Annotated in this window: 14 protein-coding genes; 4 read left to right on the forward strand and 10 right to left on the reverse strand. The window is 62.3% G+C overall.

Features of this window, described 5'->3' with window-relative positions; translation table 11 throughout:
• The first annotated feature begins 164 nt into the window (after positions 1 to 164).
• Together acs and C793_RS0103965 are read left to right on the forward strand one after the other, a co-directional pair.
• On the forward strand, positions 165 to 2117 hold the full coding sequence (gene acs, locus C793_RS0103960; RefSeq protein ID WP_017429659.1) for an acetate--CoA ligase: 1953 nt from the start codon (positions 165 to 167) through the stop codon (positions 2115 to 2117).
• A 546-nt stretch (positions 2118 to 2663) separates the two neighbouring features.
• Positions 2664 to 3326: a response regulator gene (locus C793_RS0103965; RefSeq protein WP_017429660.1), complete on the forward strand. Its 663-nt coding sequence runs from the start codon at positions 2664 to 2666 to the stop codon at positions 3324 to 3326.
• Positions 3327 to 3402: 76 nt separating this feature from the next.
• Here the strand turns inward: C793_RS0103965 and C793_RS0103970 are convergent, their stop codons facing one another.
• The 4 genes from C793_RS0103970 to C793_RS0103985 all read right to left on the reverse strand — a co-directional run bounded on the left by C793_RS0103970 (position 3403) and on the right by C793_RS0103985 (position 10308).
• A complete protein-coding gene (locus tag C793_RS0103970) occupies positions 3403 to 7362 on the reverse strand; it encodes a hybrid sensor histidine kinase/response regulator (RefSeq protein ID WP_017429661.1) in 3960 nt (1319 codons plus the stop codon).
• Positions 7363 to 7466: 104 nt separating this feature from the next.
• Positions 7467 to 7991, reverse strand: a complete 525-nt coding sequence (locus C793_RS0103975; RefSeq protein WP_017429662.1) for a hypothetical protein — start codon at positions 7989 to 7991, stop codon at positions 7467 to 7469.
• A 235-nt stretch (positions 7992 to 8226) separates the two neighbouring features.
• On the reverse strand, positions 8227 to 10041 hold the full coding sequence (locus tag C793_RS0103980; protein ID WP_017429663.1) for a sodium:solute symporter family protein: 1815 nt from the start codon (positions 10039 to 10041) through the stop codon (positions 8227 to 8229).
• Between the two features lie 6 nt (positions 10042 to 10047).
• Positions 10048 to 10308, reverse strand: coding sequence for a DUF4212 domain-containing protein (locus C793_RS0103985; RefSeq protein ID WP_017429664.1), 261 nt, complete (start codon positions 10306 to 10308; stop codon positions 10048 to 10050).
• Positions 10309 to 10736: 428 nt separating this feature from the next.
• Here C793_RS0103985 and C793_RS0103990 point away from each other — a divergent pair, with 428 nt between their 5' ends.
• Both C793_RS0103990 and ttcA read left to right on the forward strand, forming a co-directional pair.
• Complete coding sequence (locus C793_RS0103990) at positions 10737 to 12548, forward strand: putative nucleotidyltransferase substrate binding domain-containing protein (RefSeq protein ID WP_017429665.1); 1812 nt, start codon at positions 10737 to 10739, stop codon at positions 12546 to 12548.
• 162 nt (positions 12549 to 12710) lie between these two features.
• Positions 12711 to 13628 (forward strand): tRNA 2-thiocytidine(32) synthetase TtcA, encoded by a 918-nt coding sequence (gene ttcA, locus C793_RS0103995; RefSeq protein ID WP_017429666.1) that lies wholly within the window; start codon positions 12711 to 12713, stop codon positions 13626 to 13628.
• Positions 13629 to 13791: 163 nt separating this feature from the next.
• Here ttcA and fnr read toward each other — a convergent pair whose 3' ends face one another.
• The 6 genes from fnr to C793_RS0104025 all read right to left on the reverse strand — a co-directional run bounded on the left by fnr (position 13792) and on the right by C793_RS0104025 (position 20171).
• Positions 13792 to 14544 (reverse strand): fumarate/nitrate reduction transcriptional regulator Fnr, encoded by a 753-nt coding sequence (fnr, locus tag C793_RS0104000; RefSeq protein ID WP_017429667.1) that lies wholly within the window; start codon positions 14542 to 14544, stop codon positions 13792 to 13794.
• A gap of 81 nt (positions 14545 to 14625) precedes the next feature.
• Complete coding sequence (gene hemN, locus C793_RS0104005) at positions 14626 to 16008, reverse strand: oxygen-independent coproporphyrinogen III oxidase (protein ID WP_040475311.1); 1383 nt, start codon at positions 16006 to 16008, stop codon at positions 14626 to 14628.
• A gap of 80 nt (positions 16009 to 16088) precedes the next feature.
• Positions 16089 to 16814 carry a sulfite exporter TauE/SafE family protein gene (locus C793_RS0104010; RefSeq protein ID WP_017429669.1) on the reverse strand — a complete coding sequence of 242 codons (726 nt, stop codon included), beginning with the start codon at positions 16812 to 16814 and terminating at the stop codon, positions 16089 to 16091.
• The gene (gene ccoS, locus C793_RS14860) at positions 16811 to 17128 is read right to left on the reverse strand and encodes a cbb3-type cytochrome oxidase assembly protein CcoS (RefSeq protein WP_017429670.1); all 318 of its coding nucleotides are present in this window, start codon (positions 17126 to 17128) and stop codon (positions 16811 to 16813) included. Before ccoS ends, C793_RS0104010 begins: the two co-directional genes overlap by 4 nt.
• Positions 17125 to 19638, reverse strand: a complete 2514-nt coding sequence (locus C793_RS0104020; protein WP_017429671.1) for a heavy metal translocating P-type ATPase — start codon at positions 19636 to 19638, stop codon at positions 17125 to 17127. Before C793_RS0104020 ends, ccoS begins: the two co-directional genes overlap by 4 nt.
• Positions 19638 to 20171: a FixH family protein gene (locus tag C793_RS0104025; protein WP_017429672.1), complete on the reverse strand. Its 534-nt coding sequence runs from the start codon at positions 20169 to 20171 to the stop codon at positions 19638 to 19640. Before C793_RS0104025 ends, C793_RS0104020 begins: the two co-directional genes overlap by 1 nt.
• Positions 20172 to 20173: the final 2 nt, after the last annotated feature.

Here is a 20173-nt window from a genome sequence, read left to right on the forward strand (position 1 = left end):
TTTAAGCTATTGTTATTAAAATAAAAATCTTCATACCAATGTCTAAGATAAAGGGCCTTGGAGGAGGTTTATGCTAAGGTGAAAAAAGGCGATCAAAATAGCGCCGTTCACGTTACTGATGACCTTTTTGTTAAAGGCAGTGCATTCCCACGGAGAGGCAATCCATGAGCGAACAACACCAAGACGTCTATCCGGTGCGCGATGACATCGCCGCCAATGCCTGGGCCGACAAGACTCAGTACGAGGCCATGTATCAGCGTTCGATAGACGATCCTGAAGGTTTTTGGGCCGAACAGGCCGAGCGGATTGACTGGATCAAGACGCCGACCCGAATCAAGAACACCTCGTTCGATCGCCACAACGTGGATATCCGCTGGTTCGAGGACGGCGAGCTCAACGTCGCGGCCAACTGTCTGGATCGCCACCTCAAGCATCGTGGCGGGCAGACGGCGATTATCTGGGAAGGCGACGATCCCGCCGATACGCGCCATATCACCTACGCCGAGCTCTACGAACAGACCAATCAGCTGGCCAACGCGCTCAAGGAAATGGGCATCGGCAAGGGCGATACCGTAACCCTGTACATGCCGATGATTCCCGAAGCCGCCATGGCCATGCTGGCCTGCGCGCGTATCGGCGCGGTGCACTCGGTCATCTTCGGCGGCTTCTCGCCGGATGCGATTGCCCAGCGGGTCGAGGGCGCACAGTCGAAGCTGGTGATTACCGCTGACGAGTCCGTGCGTGGCGGCAAGCATGTGCCGCTCAAGGACAACGTCGACGCGGCCATGACCCGCAAGGGCACCGACGTCTGCGAAAATGTTCTGGTGGTCAAGCGCACCGGCGGGGACATCGACTGGCACGATGACCGCGACGTCTGGTATCACGACATGGTCGACAAGCAGGGGCTGGAATGTCCGGCGGAGGCCATGAACGCCGAGGATCCGCTCTTCATTCTCTACACGTCCGGTTCTACCGGGGCGCCCAAGGGGCTCAAACACACCTCCGGCGGCTATCTGACCTACGCCTCGCTGACCCACCAGTATGTGTTCGACTATCAGGATGGCGAAGTCTTCTGGTGTACCGCCGACGTCGGCTGGATTACCGGGCACAGCTACATCGTTTATGGACCCCTGGCCAACGGGGCGACCACGCTGATGTTCGAGGGCGTGCCGAGCTACCCGACCCACGGCCGCATGGGCGAAATCGTCGACAAGCACAAGGTCAATATCCTCTACACGGCGCCGACGGCGATCCGGGCCTTCATGGCCCACGGCGACGGCGTCATGGATTCCAGCAGCCGCGACAGCCTGCGCCTGCTGGGCACGGTCGGCGAACCCATCAACCCCGAAGCCTGGGAATGGTTCTACCGTGTTATGGGCAACGAGCGCTGCCCCATCGTGGACACCTGGTGGCAGACCGAAAACGGCGGCATCATGATCGCGCCGCTGCCCGGGGCCACACCGCTCAAGCCCGGCTCGGCCACCAAGCCGTTCTTTGGCGTGCAGCCGGCGATCATGGACAGCGAAGGCAAGCAGTTGGAAGGCAAGACCGAAGGCAACCTGGTCATTCTGGATTCCTGGCCGGGGCAGGCGCGCTCCATCTGGGGCGACCACGAGCGCTTTGTTACGACGTACTTCTCGACGTACGAAGGCGTTTACTTCACCGGTGATGGCTGCCGCCGCGACGCCGACGGCGACTACTGGATCACCGGCCGCGTGGATGACGTCCTCAACGTGTCCGGCCACCGCATGGGCACCGCCGAGATCGAGTCGGCACTGGTAGCGCACGCCGATGTTGCCGAAGCCGCCGTAGTGGGCTACCCCCACGACATCAAGGGGCAGGGCATTTATATTTACGTGACCCTGGGCGACGATGTCGAACCCACCGATGCGCTCAAGAAAGAGCTGACCGGGCAGGTACGCAAGGATATCGGCCCGATTGCCTCGCCGGATATCATTCAGTGGGCGCCGTCGCTGCCCAAGACGCGTTCGGGCAAGATCATGCGCCGCATCCTGCGCAAGATCGCCGCCAACGAATGCGACGGTCTGGGTGATACCAGCACCCTGGCCGATCCGAGCGTGGTCGACGAGCTGATCGAGCATCGCGCCAACCGCTGAATCGGCGCATCAGCGTCATGAAATATGGCGTCATACTCATGCCGGCCCCCTGGGCCGGCATTTTCTGGTTGTCGCAGGCGGCTTGTCACTTCGCATTATTCTGTTTTCATTCCTTCTTACCTCATCCCTTCCTACCTCATTCCTCCTGGCCTCATTCTTCCTGGCGCCTGGGCTCATGGCTTCTGGCAGAAGGGTGTCATCGGACAGAAAATGCAGCGACTTTCCAGGCCTTGCTTGGGCATGACGAATACCTTGATGTACCATGATTCCCCGACGCTATATACGACAGAACCCTCTCGGCAGATGCCATCGCGACAGGCGCCGTAACCACGGCCGCCATGGCCTTCAGGATGGTAAGCAACGACGGTCATCGTACGCCAAAAAAGACAGTACCTTGCAGATACTGTGGCCAGGGACCAGGGCAATGGATCCGGTACAACAAGGCTGGCACGACGGAGCTATCGTAGAACATCAACCGACAACGAAAGAGCCGGGCGTTACGGCGGCGGGCTCTTGACGACTGCTCAAGGAATCGGAGGAGACCCCATGGCTATCGCCCAGAAGTTTATCGTGGCTGACGACCACCCGCTGTTTCGCGCTGCACTGACCCAGGCACTTCGCCAGCTGGCACCCCGGGCGGATATTGTCGAAGCCGACACCATGGAGGCCACCGCCGACGTCGTGAACCGACACCCCGACGCCGACCTGGTGCTGCTGGATTTGCACATGCCGGGGGCCAACGGCTTTTCCGGGCTGATTCAGCTACGCGGGCAGATGCCCGACATTCCGGTAGCGGTGATCTCGGGCAGCGACGAAGCCTACGTGGTACGCCGGGCACTCGACTACGGCGCGTCCGGATTTATCCCCAAGTCGTCGTCGTTGGCGCTGATTGCCGAAGCCGTCGGCGAAATTCTCGAAGGCGAAGTCTGGCTCCCCGAAGCGCTGGCCGGTGTGCTGGATGAAACCAACGAAGAAGAAGCGCACTTTGCCGAAGCCATTGCCTCGCTCACGCCCCAGCAGTTTCGCGTCCTCAACATGCTCACCGACGGCCTGCTCAACAAGCAGATCGCCTTTGAGCTGAACGTCTCCGAAGCCACCATCAAGGCGCACGTGACCGCGATTCTGCGCAAACTCGGGGTACATTCGCGCACCCAGGCGGTGATCGCGGCACAAAAACTCGAAGTCGAACCGCCCAGGGTCGAGTCCTGAGCGGGCCGTTAACGCCGTATTCTGCCCGGCATTAGATATCCGGAGCTCAGGTATCCGGAGTTCAGGTATTCGGAATTCAGGTATTGGGAGTCTGGCGCTGGGCGCCCCGGCTGGCCTGTAGCGTCCGGCTGAGCAGGGCTCGCAGCGCTGCCGGCCGTACCGGCTTGAGCAATAGATGGTGCCCTTCGCGCTTGATCTCGTCGGCCACTTCCTCGCTGCGGTCGGCGGTGATCACAATGCCGGGCACCGCGCCCGCCAGACGCTCCGCGAGTGCTTCCAGCGCCATGAGTCCGGTCACGTCGTTACCCAGGTGGTAGTCGGCAAGAATCGCATCCGGGTCGCCGTCCATGTTGCGCAGGATCGATTTGGCGCCGCCGATACTGGTGGCGGTAAAGACTTCACAGCCCCAGCCCCCGAGCATGGCCGCCATGCCTTCCAGAATCAGCGATTCGTTGTCGATGCAGACGATGCGGGTGCCGGCCAGCCGGTTGCCGGCCCGGCGTTTGGGAGCCGGCGCCTGGTCGGCCTCGGCGCGGGCCCTGGCTACGGGCACGCTGACGCAGAAAACCGTGCCGGCGCCCTCCCGGGAGCGCACGGTCAGCGGGTGTTCCAGCACCCGGCTCATGCGCTCGGCAATCGAGAGCCCGAGCCCCAGGCCTTTTTCGCTTTCGCTGTGGCGTGACACCTGATCCAGACGCCGAAACTCCTGAAAGATCTCGGCCTGTTTGGCCTCCGGAATCCCCGGGCCGGTATCCCACACCTCGATACGCAGCCGGTCGCCCGCGCGCCGGCAACCCAGCAGAACCCGGCCTTCGCGGGTATAGCGTAGAGCGTTGGACAGAAAGTTCTGAATGATGCGGCGCAGCATCTGCGAATCCGAATCCACCCACTGGTCGGTGGGGATGACGGTCAGGTCCAGCCCGCGGTTTTCCGCCATGACCTCGAACTGGTCGCGTAGCGGACGCATGATATCCGCCAGGGCAAAGTCACTGCGTCGCGGTGTCAGCGCGCCGGCATCCAGCTTGGAAATGTCCAGCAGCGTGCCCAGCAGCTCTTCGGCCGATTGCAGGGAGTTGTCGATGTGGCCGATGGTGCCCTGCTGGCCGCTACTCGTGGCGTCATCCTGCATCAGCGCCGAGGTGAACAGGCGGGCGGCGTTGAGCGGCTGCAGCAGGTCGTGGCTGGCAGCGGCCAGAAAACGCGTCTTGGAAGCGTTGGCGTCTTCGGCGAGCTTCTTGGCCTGGCGCAGCGCCTGTTCGGCCTCGGCGCGTACCCGGTTTTCCTCGCGCAGCGCGGCGTTGGCGCGCGACAGGGCGCGGGTGCGTTCGTCAACGCGCTCTTCCAGGGTTTCGTTGGTTTCCTTGAGCGCAACCTCGGCCTGGCGGCGTTCGGTGATGTCCTGATACAGCGCGAAAAAGCCCAGAATCGTGTGGCTGTCATCGAAATGCGGCGTGTAGGTCACCAGCATGTGGCGCCGCTGGCCGTCCAGCGTCATCGCCACCTCGAAGCTGACCCGCTCGCCGTTGAGCGTGCGTTTCACCCAGTCCCTGCGTTCATCCACTCTGCCGGGCGGCATGACGTCGTCGAAGCGCCGGCCGATAACCGCGTGGCGGTCGACGCCGAACGCTTCTTCGTAGGCGTGATTGGTAAACAGGTAGCGGCAGTCCTTGTCGAAATAGGCAATCAGCGCCGGTACGTTGTCGGTGTAGATGCGGATATTGTTTTCCGAACGGATCAGCGCTTCTTCCACGCGTTTCTGCTGGCTGACGTCCTGGTAGGTATAGACAAAGCCGCCGCCGGGCATCGGATTGCCCTGGACTTCCAGCACGCTGCCGTCCTGGCGGTAGCGCACGTAGCGGTGCGGCTGGCCCTCGCGAATATTGTTGACCAGCAGTTCGACGTGCTCTTCGGGGTCGCCGGGGCCGTATTCGCCGCTGTGGGCGTTATAGCGGAAGATACGGTCAATCGGCGTTCCGACGCGAATCAGGTGGTCGGGGAAGTGAAACAGCTCCAGGTAGCGCTGGTTCCAGACCACCAGACGCAGGTTCTGATCCACCACGCCGATGCCCTGGTTGATGTTTTCCAGCGTGGCCTGCAGCAGCGCGCGATTGAATTCGAGCACCTGAGAGGCTTCATCGACAATCGAAATAACGTCGGAAATCCCGATGCCGCGCCCCTGTAGCGCCGAGTTGACCACAATTCGCGCCGAGGAGGCGCCCAGCACCGAGGCCAGAAAGCGTTCGGTGAACTGGATCACATCGATAGAGGCGCGGGCGTCGCCGGCAAGCGGCGTGCCATGACGCCGGGCATAGTTGCCGAAGGCCCGCTCGACCTGCCTGGCGCTCAGAAAGCGTTCGCAGAGTGCCTTGAGGTCATTCACCGTGGTGGCGCCCGTCCAGGGGCGATTGATCGAGGTCTGGCGGGTTTCCACGCTGTCGACGAACAGCGAGGCCTGAATGCGCTCGACAACGCGCTGGGAGCTCAGCTGGGAAATGAAGATATAGCAGAACAGGTTCAGCCCCAGCGACAGCATGACGCCGTGGGTAAAGGCATCGCCAACGTGCAGGCCAAACAGCGCCGTCGGTGCGAGCCAGTCGATGCCCAGCGGCCCCTGGGCGACCCAGCTGCCGGGCAGCACTCCGGCATTGCCCAGCGCCGGGCCCAGCAGGCTATAGGCCCAGATGCCGAACCCGACCACCAGGCCGACCATCACTCCCAGCCAGTTGCCGCGCTTCCAATAGAGCCCGCCGAGTAGCGCAGGTGCCAGCTGGGCCGCGGCGGCAAACGACAGCATGCCAATGGAGGCCAGCGAGCTGAACTCGGCCAGCATGCGGTAAAAACCGTAGGCCAGGGCCAGCACGGCAACGATGGTCAGGCGTCTGACGCGCAGGACCAGGCGGCCATAATCGCGGTTCTGGCTGTCAAACCAGCGCAGGCGAAACAGGGCGGGGATGACGATTTCGTTGGAAATCATGATCGACACCGCCAGGGTCGCAACCAGCACCATGCTGGTCGATGCCGAAAAGCCGCCGATAAAGGTCAGCAGTGTCAGCCAGTCGTGGCCGGTGGCCATGGAAAGCGCGAGTACATAGGCGTCCGGCTCGATATCGGTGGCGCCAAAAAGCCATAGCCCCGCCGCCGCCAGCGGCACAACAAAAAAGGCCACAATGAACAGATAGAGCGGGAACAGCCAGCGCGCACGGCGCGCGTCGTCGGGGTGAATGTTTTCGACCACGGCGACGTGAAACTGGCGCGGCAGGCAGAATACCGCCAGCATGGCCAGCAGCGTCTGCGCCCAGAAACTCTGGCCGATACGCTGGTTGGTCAGCTGGCTTTTCAGCTCCAGCTGGCTATTGGCATAGGTGGCCAGCTCGCCCAGGCCGTCAAACATGCCCCAGGTGACTACCGCGCCGAGAATCAGGAAAGCCGCCAGCTTGATCACCGATTCAAACGCCACGGCATGGATCAGGCCTTCGTGGTGCTCGGTGGCGTCGGTGTGACGGGTGCCGAACAGAATGGCAAACAGGGCCATGACGCCGGCGATGTAAAACGCCGTATCGCTGAACAGCGGCGCATGAGAGGTGCCGGCTTCGCCGGTCAGGATACTGAAGGAAGAGGCCACTGCCTTCAGCTGTAGCGCAATGTAGGGCAGCGTACCGACCAGCGCAATCAGGCTGGCGAGTACCGCCAGCGACTGCGCCTTGCCGTACCTTGAGGCGATGAAATCCGCAATGGAGGTAATGTTCTGGTGCTTGGCCACACGAATCATCTTGGCGAGCACGGGCCAGAACAGCAGGAAGGTGAGGATCGGGCCGACAAAGATGCTGGCAAACGACCAGCCCGAGGTCGCCGCCTGCCCGACGGCGCCGTAAAACGTCCAGGAGGTGCAGTAAATCGCCAGCGCCAGGCTGTAGATCAGCGGTCGTCTGCGGCTGGCGCCGTGGGTATGTGCCCGACGGTCGCCATACCATGCAATGCTGAACAGCACGGCAATATAGGTCAGTGAGACCGCGACAAGTAGCCCTGCGTAAAACATCAAACGCTCCTGCCTGGACGCGTGACAAGCAGCCCGAACCCGGTCGCGACAATGCCCGTTTCAAGCGCCGGGAGCATGGTCGTCAGGGCGGCTCGGGCGGCGGTTTATATCTCCTGGCCCGGCTGACAGGCGGTGAGGTAGAGCCTGGCGTCGTCGCGCAGGGTGCGTAGCTGGTCAACCGCGGGTTTGCCGCTGTCCTCGTCCAGGGGAACCAGACCCCGGTTATCGCAGTTGATCAGATACGGCGTCGGCGTCACGACGTCGGCGTAGTGGCGTTCAAAATGGTAGATGATCAGCTCGGCAACGGTGGTGTTATCGCGGCTTTGACGCTCGATATCGTCGCGGTCCACCACGCTGAACTCGGTCACCATGGGAAAAATGAAGGTCCAGGGGCGCCAGATGGCGCTGTCCGTCTGGCTCGACAGCACGATGGTGCTGTCCGGTAGCTGCTGCTTTTTGTGTTCAAACCAGCTGTATTCCGCGTTGACCTGGTAGCCCAGCATGCCAAGCCCGGCGCAGACCGGTACGATCCACCTGGGTAGGCGCTGGCCGCTTAGTTTGCGCAGTATAAGGCCGATGCCGGCGGCGGCAAGGCCCGAGAAAACAGCGGCGACGAGATGCCAGATCATGGATTCATCCTCTGTGAGAGCGCGGATTAACGCGACAAGACGTAGGAAAGTGACGCAGGGAAACGTGGCGTAGGGAAACGTGGCGCATGAAAAACTGACGCAGGGAAAGGTTATAGAAACGCAGACGTTCTGGAAACAGAAAGCTGACGGAAAAAGCTGACGGAAAGAAGGCGGGCTCCCGTCTGGAAGCCCGCCTGGTCTGAGTGGATGAATGTCAGCGTCGAGCCATTTTGAATCAGTGATTCAGTGCCGCGTTGCTGTGCGGTGCGTTGCCGGCCCCTTTCGGGTAGCGAACGCTTTCCACCAGCTCCTGGATTTCCTGCGGCGGCTCGGCAGTCGCGTTGGCTACCGTGAAGGCAACCGCAAAGTTGAGCATCGCGCCGAGAGCACCAAAGGACTGCGGAGAAATGCCGAATAGCCAGTTTTCCGGCGTATTGGCCAGCATGTTGGTGCCGGGGATGAAGAACCAGCCCAGGTAGGTGAAGATATACAGCAGCGTGGTCAGCAGACCGACCAGCATGCCCGCCACAGCGCCGCGGTTGTTGATGCGCTTGGAGAAGATACCCATCATCAGTACCGGGAACAGCGAGGCACCGGCGATACCGAAGGCCAGCGCCACGGTCTGCGCGGCAAACCCGGGCGGATTAAGCCCCAGATAAGTCGCCAGCAGAATGGCAAAGGCCATCGATATGCGGGCTGCCAGCATTTCGCCTTTTTCGGTAATATTCGGGTTGATCGTGTTCTTGATCAGGTCGTGACTGACCGCCGACGAGATGGCCAGCAGCAAACCGGCAGCAGTCGAGAGGGCAGCGGCCACACCGCCGGCGGCGATCAGGCCGATCACCCAGGGCGGCAGGTTGGCAATCTCGGGGTTGGCCAGTACCAGGATGTCATTGTTGACGGACAGTTCGTTACCTTCCCAACCGCGTTTTTCGGCCGTGTCGGCAAAGGCAGCGCTGTCGTCGTTGTACATCTGGATACGGTCGTCGCCGTTCTTGTCCTCGAACTGGATCAGGCCGGTGTGCTCCCAGGAACGAATCCAGCCGGGACGATCTTCATAGCGGATGGGGTTCTGCGCCGCCTTGTCGTAATTCTCGGTCTGGGTGGCCATGTCGGGATAGACAGTGGTCAGCAGATTGAGGCGCGCCATGGAACCCACGGCCGGTGCCGTCACGTACAGCAGCGCGATAAACACCAGCGCCCAGCCGGCTGACCAGCGTGCGTCAGCAACCTTGGGAACGGTGAAAAAGCGGATGATAACGTGCGGGAGACCGGCGGTACCCACCATCAGCGACAGGGTAAACAGCACCATGTTGAGCTTGTTGTCCACGCCACCGGTGTAGGCGCCAAAGCCCAGCGCGGTCACCACCTGGTCCAGCTTGTCGAGCAGCGGCACGCCGGATTCGGTGTGAGTGCTGAACATGCCGAACATGGGGATCGGGTTACCGGTCAGGTGCATGGCGATGAAGATGGCCGGGATGGTGTAGGCAATGATCAGTACGATGTACTGCGCCACCTGGGTATAGGTGATGCCTTTCATGCCGCCAAAGACCGCGTAGAGGAAGACAATCAGCGCGGCAATCCAGATGCCGGCCGTATTGGAGACTTCCAGAAAGCGCGAAAAGGCCACGCCGGCACCGGTCATCTGGCCGATGACGTAGGTCACCGAGGCGACGATCAGGCAGACAACGGCAATCAGGCGCGCCGTATCGCTATAGAAACGATCGCCGATAAAGGCCGGCACGGTGAACTTGCCGAATTTGCGCAGGTAGGGGGCCAGCAGCATGGCCAGCAGCACGTAGCCACCGGTCCAGCCCATCAGGTAGGTCGAGTTGGCATAGCCGCCGGCCGCCAGCAGACCCGCCATGGAAATAAACGAGGCCGCCGACATCCAGTCCGCCGCCGTGGCCATACCGTTGGTGATGGGGTGTACCCCGCCGCCCGCGACGTAAAAGTCCTTGGTGGAACCGGCGCGCGCCCAGACGGCAATACCGATGTACAGCGCAAAGGATGCGCCGACAAAAAGCAGGTTGATGATGAACTGATCCATACTGACTTACTCCCCGAGGCTGTATTTGGCGTCGAGCTGGTTCATCTTCCAGGCATAGAAGAAAGTCAGCGCGATGAAGGTCAGAATGGAGCCCTGTTGGGCAAACCAGAAACCGAGGTCCGTACCGCCCACGGGGATTCCCGCCAGCAGCGGGCGAAACAGCATGGCACAGCCATACGACACGAATGCCCAGACCACCAGGCACCCGAGTATGGTCCGCACGTTGGATTTCCAGTATTCAGCAGCGTTGGAAGTATCATCTGCCATAGCGTTGCTCTCCGCTTGTGTTTATAAGGTTAGGAGACTGCATCAGTGAAACATTAAGCATCATGCGGCCGTTCACTAGGCAAGCAGCTTTGCGTTGAATTGCTCTGGCACGATGGCCCTACATGACGTTTTTCATATTGGCTAAAAAAAACCAAAAATAAATCAAGACTTTAGTATTGAAACCAAGGTATCAGCCGCGTCAGGCCGGGGTTACGTCGACTCCACGGGGCTATCGTGGTTGGCCATGCCCGAAGTGACGGGGAGAGGTCCCCTGCGGCAATGATGCGACGACGAGCACCTTATGACGGATAAGGAGCACTTTTTTGACGATAGTATAGATGTCGACACGGCCGGTGGCGCCGATACTTTGCAATGCAGCAATGCCAAACAGCAATATCAAACAACAACGCCAACTTGCCGAGGTCCCCATGGTCGAAGTCGACTTGTCCCACCCGCCTTTTTCGTTACTGGACGCATCCGGCCTGGAGCGTGCCCGACAGGGTCTGGAAGCGGCGCATTTCGAGAGCGGCGATATCATTCTGGATACTGGTGAGACAGGCAGCTACCTGTTTCTGATCCAGCAGGGAGAGGTGGCCGAAGTGGACCCGACCCTGCCGGCCGCCACGGCGCGTATCGGGCTTTACACCGTTGGGGATCTGTTTGGTGCCATCAGCATGATCAACGGCCACAGCCGCTATCGCTTTATCGCCGAGCAGGATTGCCTCTGCTACCGGTTGCCCCGGGCGCTTTTCCGGCAGCTGTGCCAGGCCTGCCCCGAGTTCGATGACTTTTTCCGCCAGACGCTGGCCAACAAGGCGCACCGCCTGATGGAGAAACGCACCGAAGGCGGGGTGACCATGGCCGGCTTTATGCTGGCGCAGGTGAGCGAGTGCATGCGCGCGCCGCAGCGCACCCGGGCCGATGCCGACATTGCCGACGCAGTTCGCCAGCTCAACGCCAGCCATGACGATAGCCTGCTGGTCGGCGATGAGCAGGCCCTGGGCATGGTGACCAAGACCGACCTGCTCAATGCACTGGTCATTCAGCAGCTGGATCAGCAAAGCCCGATTGGCGACATCGCCCGCTATCAACTGGTGACCGTCTCTCCCGGCCAGTACCTGTTCGAGGCGCTGGTATTGATGACGCGGCACAAGGTCTCGCGTGTGGTGGTCATGGACGGTTCCCGGCTGGCGGGCGTGGTCGAGCTGACCGATGTGCTGAGCTATTTTTCCAGCCGCAGTTACGTGGTCAGCCTCCAGGTCGAACAGGCAGACGACCTGGAAACGCTGGCCGATGCCAGCCACCGCACGCCTGAGCTGGTGAGTGCGCTGATGGCGCAGGGCGTCAAGCTGCGCTTTGCCATGGAGCTTCTGGCGGCGCTCAACGGCCGTATCATCCACAAGGCCTGGGAATTCTGTGTAGACGCCCGCTATCACGGCGAGAGCTGCCTGATGGTCATGGGCAGCGAAGGGCGCGGCGAGCAGATTCTCAAAACCGACCAGGATAACGGCGTCATACTCGAGGATACGCTGGAATGGCCGGACATGAGCACGACCATGCAGCAGCTGACCGATACGCTGGTCAGGCTGGGGTATCCGCCCTGTCCGGGGAATATCATGGTCTCCAACCCGGAGTGGGTAGGCAGCGTCAGCCAGTGGCAGGCGCGTATCCAGCGCTGGGTCGCGGCCCAGGACGGCGATAGCCTGATGAAGCTCGCGATCATGCTCGATGCCCACGTGGTCGCGGGTAATCCCACGCTGCTTGAGCGCGTGCGCCAGACTCTGTTCGACCACTGCGCCAGCGATGATCTGCTGCTGGCCGACTTTGCCCGGGCGGCGCTGCGCTTTTCGACGCCGCTGACACTGTTCGGCTCGCTGAAAAAGCCCCAGCACGGTATCGATATCAAGAAGGGCGGGATCTTTCCCATTGTCCACGGCGTACGCACCATGGCGCTCGAGCGTCGCATCACCGCGACGTCGACCTTTGATCGCCTGGATGCGCTGGTGGAAGACGGCCGTCTCAAACGCGGGTTCGCCGACGACGTGGGCGAAGCGCTGGCGCTGTTCACCGAACTTCGGCTCAAGCGCCAGCTGGAAGCCACCACGGCGGAGGACAGCCGGGATCGCGTGGTCGTGCAGGCCCTGTCGTCTCTGGAGCGAGACCTACTGCGCGAGGCCCTGCATATCGTCAAGGATCTCAAGCAGCGTCTGTCGCACCGTTACCATCTTGAATATGCCTGATGCTGTGGGTCGGCCCGGATTTTCCGGTTCTCGACGGCTCTGCTGGCTTGCAGCGATAAAGGTTGGTGGAGACGCGCCGGCTGTTGTTACAATACCGGCCTGCCATGCTGTCATGGCAGCCTAGTGACCATCGCCTTTTCCGACTGATGACGCCGACCTTTCATGCTGCATTCCGATACCGTTCAAGCCTTTGAACCCGCCGCCCATGCGCCGTCTTCCCCTGCCGCCGACGCCGATTCGGCCACCACGGAGACCGAGCAAAAGCGCGCCTTCAACAAGCTGCAAAAGCGTTTGCGGCGTCAAACCGGCAACGCCATCATTGATTACCGCATGATCGAGGAGGGCGACAAGGTGATGGTGTGCCTGTCCGGAGGCAAGGACAGCTATACCATGCTGGAAATGCTCCGCAGCCTGCAGCGCAGCGCCCCGATACGGTTTTCGCTGGTGGCGGTGAACCTCGACCAGAAGCAGCCCGGCTTCCCCGAGCATGTGTTGCCCGACTACCTGACGGCGCAGGGCGTGGATTACCACATTCTCGAACGCGATACCTACTCGGTGGTCAAGGAGAAAACCCCCGAGGGCAAAACCACCTGCGCGCTGTGCTCGCGGCTTCGCCGGGGCTCCCTTTACGGCTTTGCGGAAGAGATTGGCGCGACCAAAATCGCCCTGGGCCATCACCGCGAGGACATTCTGGAAACGCTATTTCTGAACATGTTTTTCGGCGGGACGCTGAAGGCGATGCCGCCCAAGCTGCTTTCCGATGACGCCAAAAATATCATCATCCGCCCGCTGGCCTATTGCAAGGAAGCCGATATTGCCGAATTTTCCCGGCGAATGGACTTTCCGATTATTCCCTGCAACCTCTGCGGCTCGCAGCCCAACATGCAGCGCCAGAACGTCAAGGCCATGCTCGATGAATGGGACAGGCAGCACCCGGGGCGGCTGGAAAGCATGTTCAAGGCCGTGACCAACGTGGCGCCGTCGCAGCTCGCCGACCGTCAGCTGTTTGCCTTCGAGGGGCTGGAAGAGCAGCAGGAAAGCGCGCTTGCCGGCCGTATTCAGGCGCTCAACGTCGGCTGAAGGCGTCAGGCCGGCCATTAAATCTGGCAGAGGCGTATCAGGCCGCCATCCACCCATGGCGTGGTTCATGAATGAAATGACTCACGAACGGCGCAGGCAGTAAAGATAGTGGGATATGAATAACGTGGCGCCTGAAGGGCGTGTTTACGAAGACGCCACTTCTTTACGAAGATGCCACTTCCGGGGTTTCTTCCTCGGCCAGGGCGACGAGACGCTGCATCCCCAGGATGTTGACTTCCCGCCCGGACACCGCGACCACGTCCTGGTTCTGAAAGCGGCTTAATATCCGGCTGACGGTTTCCACGGCGAGCCCCAGGTAGTTGCCGATATCGGCTCGAGACATGGAAAGCCGGAAACTGAAGGGCGAATAGCCTCGGCGGCGGAAACGATCGGACAGCGTAATCAGAAAGCTGGCCATGCGCTGGTCGGCGGTTTTCCGCGACAGCAGGCGCATCATGCGTCGATCGTCGCGCATCTCCTTGCTCATGCTGCGAAACAGCTGGCTCCGCAGGTCGGGCAGTTCTTCCGCCAGCATATCCAGCCGATCGAAGGGAATTTCGCACACGGTGGTGGTTTCGAGCGCAATCACGCTGCCGGGATAATGTTCCTCGTCGATACCGTCGAGCCCCACCAGCTCGCTGGGCAGGTAGAAGTTGGTCAGCTGGTCGTTACCGCTGCCTTCGGTGGTTACCTGCTTGAGGCTGCCCGAGCGCACGGCAAAGACACTGGTGAAGGTTTCATCCTGACGAAACAGCGGCTCGCCTTTCTTCAGCGGGGCGCGCCGGCGGATGATGGCGTCGAAATGATCCATGTCCTCCAGCTCGAGGGCAAGCGGCAGGCATAGCGAACTCAAGCTGCACGTCTGGCAGCGTGCTTCGTGTAGCGATGGGCGCCGACGGCTGAGATGATCCGGCATGGATTCCTCCGTGAAGTAGGTCACGGGGTCATTATGCGAGCAATTACGGGGTACTCACAAGCCATCGGCAGTGCTTTACGGCTAAAGGTGCGCGTCGAACGCGCCGGCAAGGTGGTTCAGTACCTGCCGCCCGACGGGCATGACGCTGATGATATCGCCCGACTGTTCCACCAGCCCGTCGCGTTTGGCCGCGTCAAGCCGGCTCAGCGCTAGGGCAAAATAGCGCGATGCATCAATGTTGAAGCGTTGGCCGAGCGCGGCGAGATCCAGCCGGGCATGGCACATCAGCTGCTGGATGGCCTCCCGGCGGACAAGGTCGTCCTGGGTGAGCTGAATCCCCCGGTCGATGGCCAGCTCCCCCGCGTCCAGCGCACGGGCATAGTCTTTTACCCGCACGGGATTCTGCGCCTGGACATTGCCGATGTGCGATATGGCCGAAGCGCCCAGGCCGAGCAGGTCGCAGTCGGCGTGGGTGGCGTAGCCCTGGGGGTTACGCTGGAGGGTGCCGTTGTGCATGGCCTGAACCAGGCTGTCGTCGGGGCGAGCGAAGTGATCCATACCCACCCGGACGTAGCCGGCCTGGTCGAGACGCTCGGCGGCGTCGCGCAACATCGTCAGTCGAGCCTCGGCAGAGGGCAGTTCGGCGGCGTTGATGCGGCGCTGGGAGGCAAAGCGCTGCGGCTGATGGGCGTAGTCGGTAATACTGAGCCGAGCGGGGTTCAGCTCGATGACCTGCTCCAGCGTATGGGCAAAGCTCTGAACGGTCTGACGCGGCAGGCCGCAGGTCAGGTCCAGGTTGAGCGACCGAAAGCCCAGGCGATGGGCCTCTTCCATCAGGGTTTCGGTCATGATCCGCGGCTGTACCCGGTTGATGGCGCGCTGGACGTCGAGGTCCAGGTCCTGTACGCCCAGACTGATACGGTTGAAGCCCAGCACCTGAAGGTGGCGCAGGGTAAAAACGTCGGCTTCTCGCGGGTCGATTTCAATGGCGTAATCGCGCTGCGGCGACGACGACAGCCCGAAACGCGCATCCAGCCGGTCGATCAGATCGCCCATCTGGCTCAGCGTCAGAAACGTCGGCGTGCCGCCGCCCCAGTATAGCTGCTCGACGGGGCGGTTGCTCTCCAGGTGGCGTGAGGTGAGTACCATTTCACGGTCGAGCCGCGAGAGGTAGGGTTCAGCGCGCCGGGTATCCTGGGTGGTGATACGGTTGCAGGCGCAGGAAAAGCAGCTTTTGCGGCAGAACGGGATATGCACGTAAAGCGACAGCCCGCGACCGTCGGTATGGTTGCTGTGTTCCAGCGCCCGGGTAAAGTCCCGGGCGCCGAATTCAGGCGTCCACGTTGGCGTGGCGGGATACGAGGTATAGCGCGGGCTAGTGCTCGCATAGCGGCGCATCAATGCCTCATCCCGATCAGCAAGCAACGCTGCGGTACCGGCAGACGAAAGGGCAGCGCTAGCCATGGCAGAAACTCCAGTGAGGATAGACGATAGAATAACAGCGCTATCCTGGCACCGCCCCGGGATGAAGGAGTTGAGCTACATCAATGATGTGTGCCCTGCATGGCCATATCGTCCATGCCGGCCATCTGGTAAATCGACCACAGCTGCCACAGGGCGAATGCAATGATGCAGAGTGCCGCAACGGTGCGGGTTGCCGGGTGGCGAATCAGCGCGCTGAGCTTTCGGGCCGCGAGCCCGGTCGCCAGCAGAGCGGGGAGCGTGCCCAGACCGAAAGCCCCCATCAGCAGCGCGCCCCGTGCCGGGTCGGCCATGGCCAGGCTCCAGGCCAGCATGGAATAGACCAGCCCGCAGGGCAGCCAGCCCCAGACCGCGCCCAGGGCAAATGCCTGGGGAACCTTGACCACGGGCATCAGGCGCCGGCCAAACGGCTCGATATGGCGCCAGAAACGGCGCCCCACGGCCTCGACCTTGAGCAGGCCCTTCCACCAGTCGGCAATGTAGAGCGCCATGAGAATCAGCATGACGGCAGCGAAGATCTGCAGCGCCATGCGCATCCCCGGCGTCATGGAAAACACCGTACCGAGTACGGCGACCAGCGCCCCGGCGATCATGTAGCTGCTGATCCGCCCGAGGTTATAGCCCAGCAGCAATCCCGACAGCCGCGCCGGCTGGCGCATGCTGGGCGGCACGGCAAAGGTCAGTGCGCTCATGATGCCGCCGCACATGCCGATGCAGTGGGCGCCGCCCATCAGGCCGAAAACAAAGGCCGCCAGCAGGGGCGGCAGGTCCAGTCCGGTCGGGTTCATGGTGTGTCTCGCTGCTGTTGGGGGTGCTCTGTATCCGGCTTGGACTCCGGGGTGTCTGCCACGTCGGTTCTGGTCCCCCCGCCGGGAGGCTGATCAACCCCCTGCTGTTGGCGGCGGTGGGCCGCTTCGGCGTTTTGCCGGCGGCGCTGGCGCTCTTCCGGTGACAGATCGTTTTCATCCTCGTCGAACAGAATGCGGTAGGCCGGGCCTTCCAGATCGTCGAACTGGTTGTTTTTCACCGCCCAGAAAAACGCCCAGACGGCAATGCTCAAAAACAGCAGCGAGATGGGAATCAATAAATATAAAATGATCATGGAGCCACCGGAGAGGTGAGAGGAGCCTGGACAACAGGCCGGGTTTTCCAGCGCGTCAGGCGCAAGGCATTGGTGACGACAACCAGCGAGCTGGCCGACATGCCGATAGCGGCCAGCCAGGGCGGTACCAGACCGGCGGCCGCCAGGGGCAGGGCGGCGACGTTGTAGCACACCGACCATGCCATGTTCTGACGCATGATACGCCGCGTGGCGCGGGCAATTTCTACGGCTTCGGCAATGCGCGAAAGCCGCGGGCTCAGCAGCACGGCGTCGGCGCGGGTGCGCGCCAGGTCCGTCGCGCCATTCATGGCGATGGCGACATCGGCCCCGGCCAGCACGGGCACATCGTTGATGCCGTCGCCGACCATGACCACGCGCTCGCCCGCCTCTTGCAGTGTCTGAAGGCGCTGCAGCTTGTCCGCCGGCGTCTGGCCGGCACGCCAGTCGGGAATCTCCAGCTCGGCAGCGAGCGCACCCACGGCCTCGCGGTTATCGCCGGAGAGCAGCTCAACCTCGAGCCCCCGCGCCTTGAGATCGGCAACCGTGGTGGCAGCGTCGTTGCGAACGCTGTCCTGCAGGCGAAACCAGGCGCGCGGCCGGCCGTTTTCGGTCAGCAGCAGCCACTGCCCGCTGTCGGGCGCCGCAGGCGTATCGCTTGCCGCCTTGGCCGCCGAGGTCTCATTGCAGCTTTTTCTAGGGCTTGCTGTGGGCGCGGCGCTGGCAAAATCCGGTTTGCCCAGCCGCCAGTGCGCGCCCTGTATGTTGCCTTCCAGCCCCTGGCCGGTGGTGTTGTGTATCTCGCTGGCCGCCAGCGTTGCGTCGCGGTAAGGCCGGAAGGCGCGGGCGATGGGATGTTCCGAGCGGGCCTCCAGCGCCGCGGCCAGAGCGCGAGCCTGCGACGCCGACAGCCTGGCGTCCAGCGGGCGGGTATCGGCGAGCTGCATTTCGCCGCGGGTCAGGGTGCCTGTCTTGTCAAAAATCACCCGGGTCGCATTCGCGAGGGTTTCCAGCGCATCGGCTCGGGTGACCAGCACGCCCCGTCGCTTGAGCTGGCCGTGACCGGCGGTCAGGGCTGCCGGTGTGGCCAGTGCCAGCGCACAGGGGCAGGTGACCACCAGCACGGAAAGCACGATCCAGAGCATGCGTGACGGGTCGATGAACCACCAGGCCACGGCCACACCGGCGGCGACCATCAGCAGTCGCACCACGAACAGGTGCGCCATGCGTGCCGCCATCTGCGCCAGCCGCGGGCGGCTGGCAAAAGCGCGGTCGGTGAGATCCAGAATGCCGGCGATGCGTGCGTTCCGGCCGGCATGCGTCACGCGTACCACCAGCGGGTTTTCCATGTTCTGACTGCCGCCGGTCACGCGCTGGCCGGTACCCCGGGTGACCGGGAGGTATTCGCCGGTGAGCATGGATTCATCGAGGCTGGACTCGCCCTGTTCGATGGTGCCGTCGGCGGGTACGTCCTGGCCGGGCCGAATCAGTACCCGGTCGCCCTCGGCCAGGCGGTTGGCGGGCACGATGTGTTCGCTGTCGTCGGCGTCCAGGCGCGTGGCCGAGGTCGGCAGCACGCTGCTCACGGCGTTGCCGCTCTGGCCGTCTCGCCGGCGTGCGCGGGCCTCGATGTAGCGGCTGAAGAGCAGGAAAAAGGTGAACATGGCCACCGAGTCAAAATACACCTCGCCTTCGCCGGTAATCACCGACCAGGTGCTGGCCAGCCAGGCGCCGCCGATGGCAATCGAGACCGGTACGTCCATGCCCAGGACTCGAGTTCTGAGGTCGCGCAGCGCATTGCGGAAGAACGGCTGGGCGGAAAACAGCACCACCGGGGTGGCGAGGGCCAGCGACAGCCAGTGAAACAGGGCGTAGAAATTGGCGGACATGCCCTCCGACCCGGCGAAATAGATGGGGATGGAAAACATCATCACCTGCATCATGCCCACGGCGGCAACGATCAGCCGGCGGATCGTCATGCGCTCTTCGTGTTCCAGGCGTTTCTGCGCCCGGTCCGGCTCGTAGGGCTGGGCGCTATAGCCAATGGCGGCCATTTCCGCGAGCAGCCGCGAGAGTTTGACGGCCTGCGGGTCCCAGCCGATGCGTACCCGGTGGTGGGTCAGGTTGACCGCGCTGGTTTCAACGCCGTTCAGGGCGTTGAGCCGATGTTCGATCAGCCAGGCGCAGGCGGCACAGGTAATGCCTTCGACCGCCAGAGTCGCGTGCACGCGGCCGTCGGCATCCGGGTGGACAAAGGACGCCTGAAGTTCGGGGTCGTCAAACACCGCCCAGGTATCCGCCCGGGCGGTTTTGCGGGTGTCGGGGCGCTCCGGCAGCTCGGTGCGAAAGCGGTAATAGCTTTCCAGCCCGCCTTCCACGATGGCGTGTGCCACGGCCTCGCAGCCGGGGCAGCACAGCGGGTGTTGTTCATCGTCGAGCTGTATATACCAGGGCGCCTTGTCGGGCACCGGGGCGCCGCAGTGATAGCACGCGGCGGATGCGTGGGTCGACATCAGCTCTCCGTACGACCTCCGGGATGCAGTCTGATGGTGTCGTCAGTGGGAAAGCGGGCCTCTCCGACCAGCCGCCATTCGGGATCGTCGGCGACGGGCTGCAGCTGCAGGTACCAGCGGTACTGCAGATTGTCGGGCCCCTGGGTGACGTAGCGGCCTTCACGCACGTGTTCCAGCTCGAACGTCTGGTCGTGATCGCTTTCCGTGGGGAAAATCAGCTTGAGCTCCAGAGCGTCGGGCCGGCGCTCGCCTTCCAGGTCGAATACGATGTCGCTGGTCAGGGCGTCAACGCGCAGATCGCCGCTGAGATCAAGCTCCCGGGCCCGGTCCTGCTTGGCCAGCACCATGTTGATGGCCTTGCCGCGCTTGTAGTAATCCTCGGCGATCGCGCCGTCGTAGTATTTAACCGAAAAGATGGCATACATGACGCCAAACGCGACCGATGACAGCAGGATGCTGATCAGAAACCACGGCCAGAACTGCTTGTACCACGGCTTGATGAGTTCGCTGTCCGACCCGGAAGGGGATGCCATCG

Source organism: Vreelandella jeotgali Hwa (assembly GCF_000334215.1).
GTDB classification, from domain to species: Bacteria; Pseudomonadota; Gammaproteobacteria; order Pseudomonadales; family Halomonadaceae; genus Vreelandella; species Vreelandella jeotgali.

What these genes read in the sequence shown, in the direction of transcription:
- C793_RS0104020 (WP_017429671.1), bottom strand. Translation starts at nt 19,638, where the DNA reads ATGTCGACCCACGCATCCGCCGCGTGCTATCACTGCGGCGCCCCGGTG.
- acs (WP_017429659.1), top strand. Translation starts at nt 165, where the DNA reads ATGAGCGAACAACACCAAGACGTCTATCCGGTGCGCGATGACATCGCC.
- C793_RS0104025 (WP_017429672.1), bottom strand. Translation starts at nt 20,171, where the DNA reads ATGGCATCCCCTTCCGGGTCGGACAGCGAACTCATCAAGCCGTGGTAC.
- fnr (WP_017429667.1), bottom strand. Translation starts at nt 14,544, where the DNA reads ATGCCGGATCATCTCAGCCGTCGGCGCCCATCGCTACACGAAGCACGC.
- ttcA (WP_017429666.1), top strand. Translation starts at nt 12,711, where the DNA reads ATGCTGCATTCCGATACCGTTCAAGCCTTTGAACCCGCCGCCCATGCG.
- C793_RS0103970 (WP_017429661.1), bottom strand. Translation starts at nt 7,362, where the DNA reads ATGTTTTACGCAGGGCTACTTGTCGCGGTCTCACTGACCTATATTGCC.
- C793_RS0103965 (WP_017429660.1), top strand. Translation starts at nt 2,664, where the DNA reads ATGGCTATCGCCCAGAAGTTTATCGTGGCTGACGACCACCCGCTGTTT.
- ccoS (WP_017429670.1), bottom strand. Translation starts at nt 17,128, where the DNA reads ATGATCATTTTATATTTATTGATTCCCATCTCGCTGCTGTTTTTGAGC.
- hemN (WP_040475311.1), bottom strand. Translation starts at nt 16,008, where the DNA reads ATGGCTAGCGCTGCCCTTTCGTCTGCCGGTACCGCAGCGTTGCTTGCT.
- C793_RS0103975 (WP_017429662.1), bottom strand. Translation starts at nt 7,991, where the DNA reads ATGATCTGGCATCTCGTCGCCGCTGTTTTCTCGGGCCTTGCCGCCGCC.
- C793_RS0103990 (WP_017429665.1), top strand. Translation starts at nt 10,737, where the DNA reads ATGGTCGAAGTCGACTTGTCCCACCCGCCTTTTTCGTTACTGGACGCA.
- C793_RS0103985 (WP_017429664.1), bottom strand. Translation starts at nt 10,308, where the DNA reads ATGGCAGATGATACTTCCAACGCTGCTGAATACTGGAAATCCAACGTG.
- C793_RS0104010 (WP_017429669.1), bottom strand. Translation starts at nt 16,814, where the DNA reads ATGAACCCGACCGGACTGGACCTGCCGCCCCTGCTGGCGGCCTTTGTT.
- C793_RS0103980 (WP_017429663.1), bottom strand. Translation starts at nt 10,041, where the DNA reads ATGGATCAGTTCATCATCAACCTGCTTTTTGTCGGCGCATCCTTTGCG.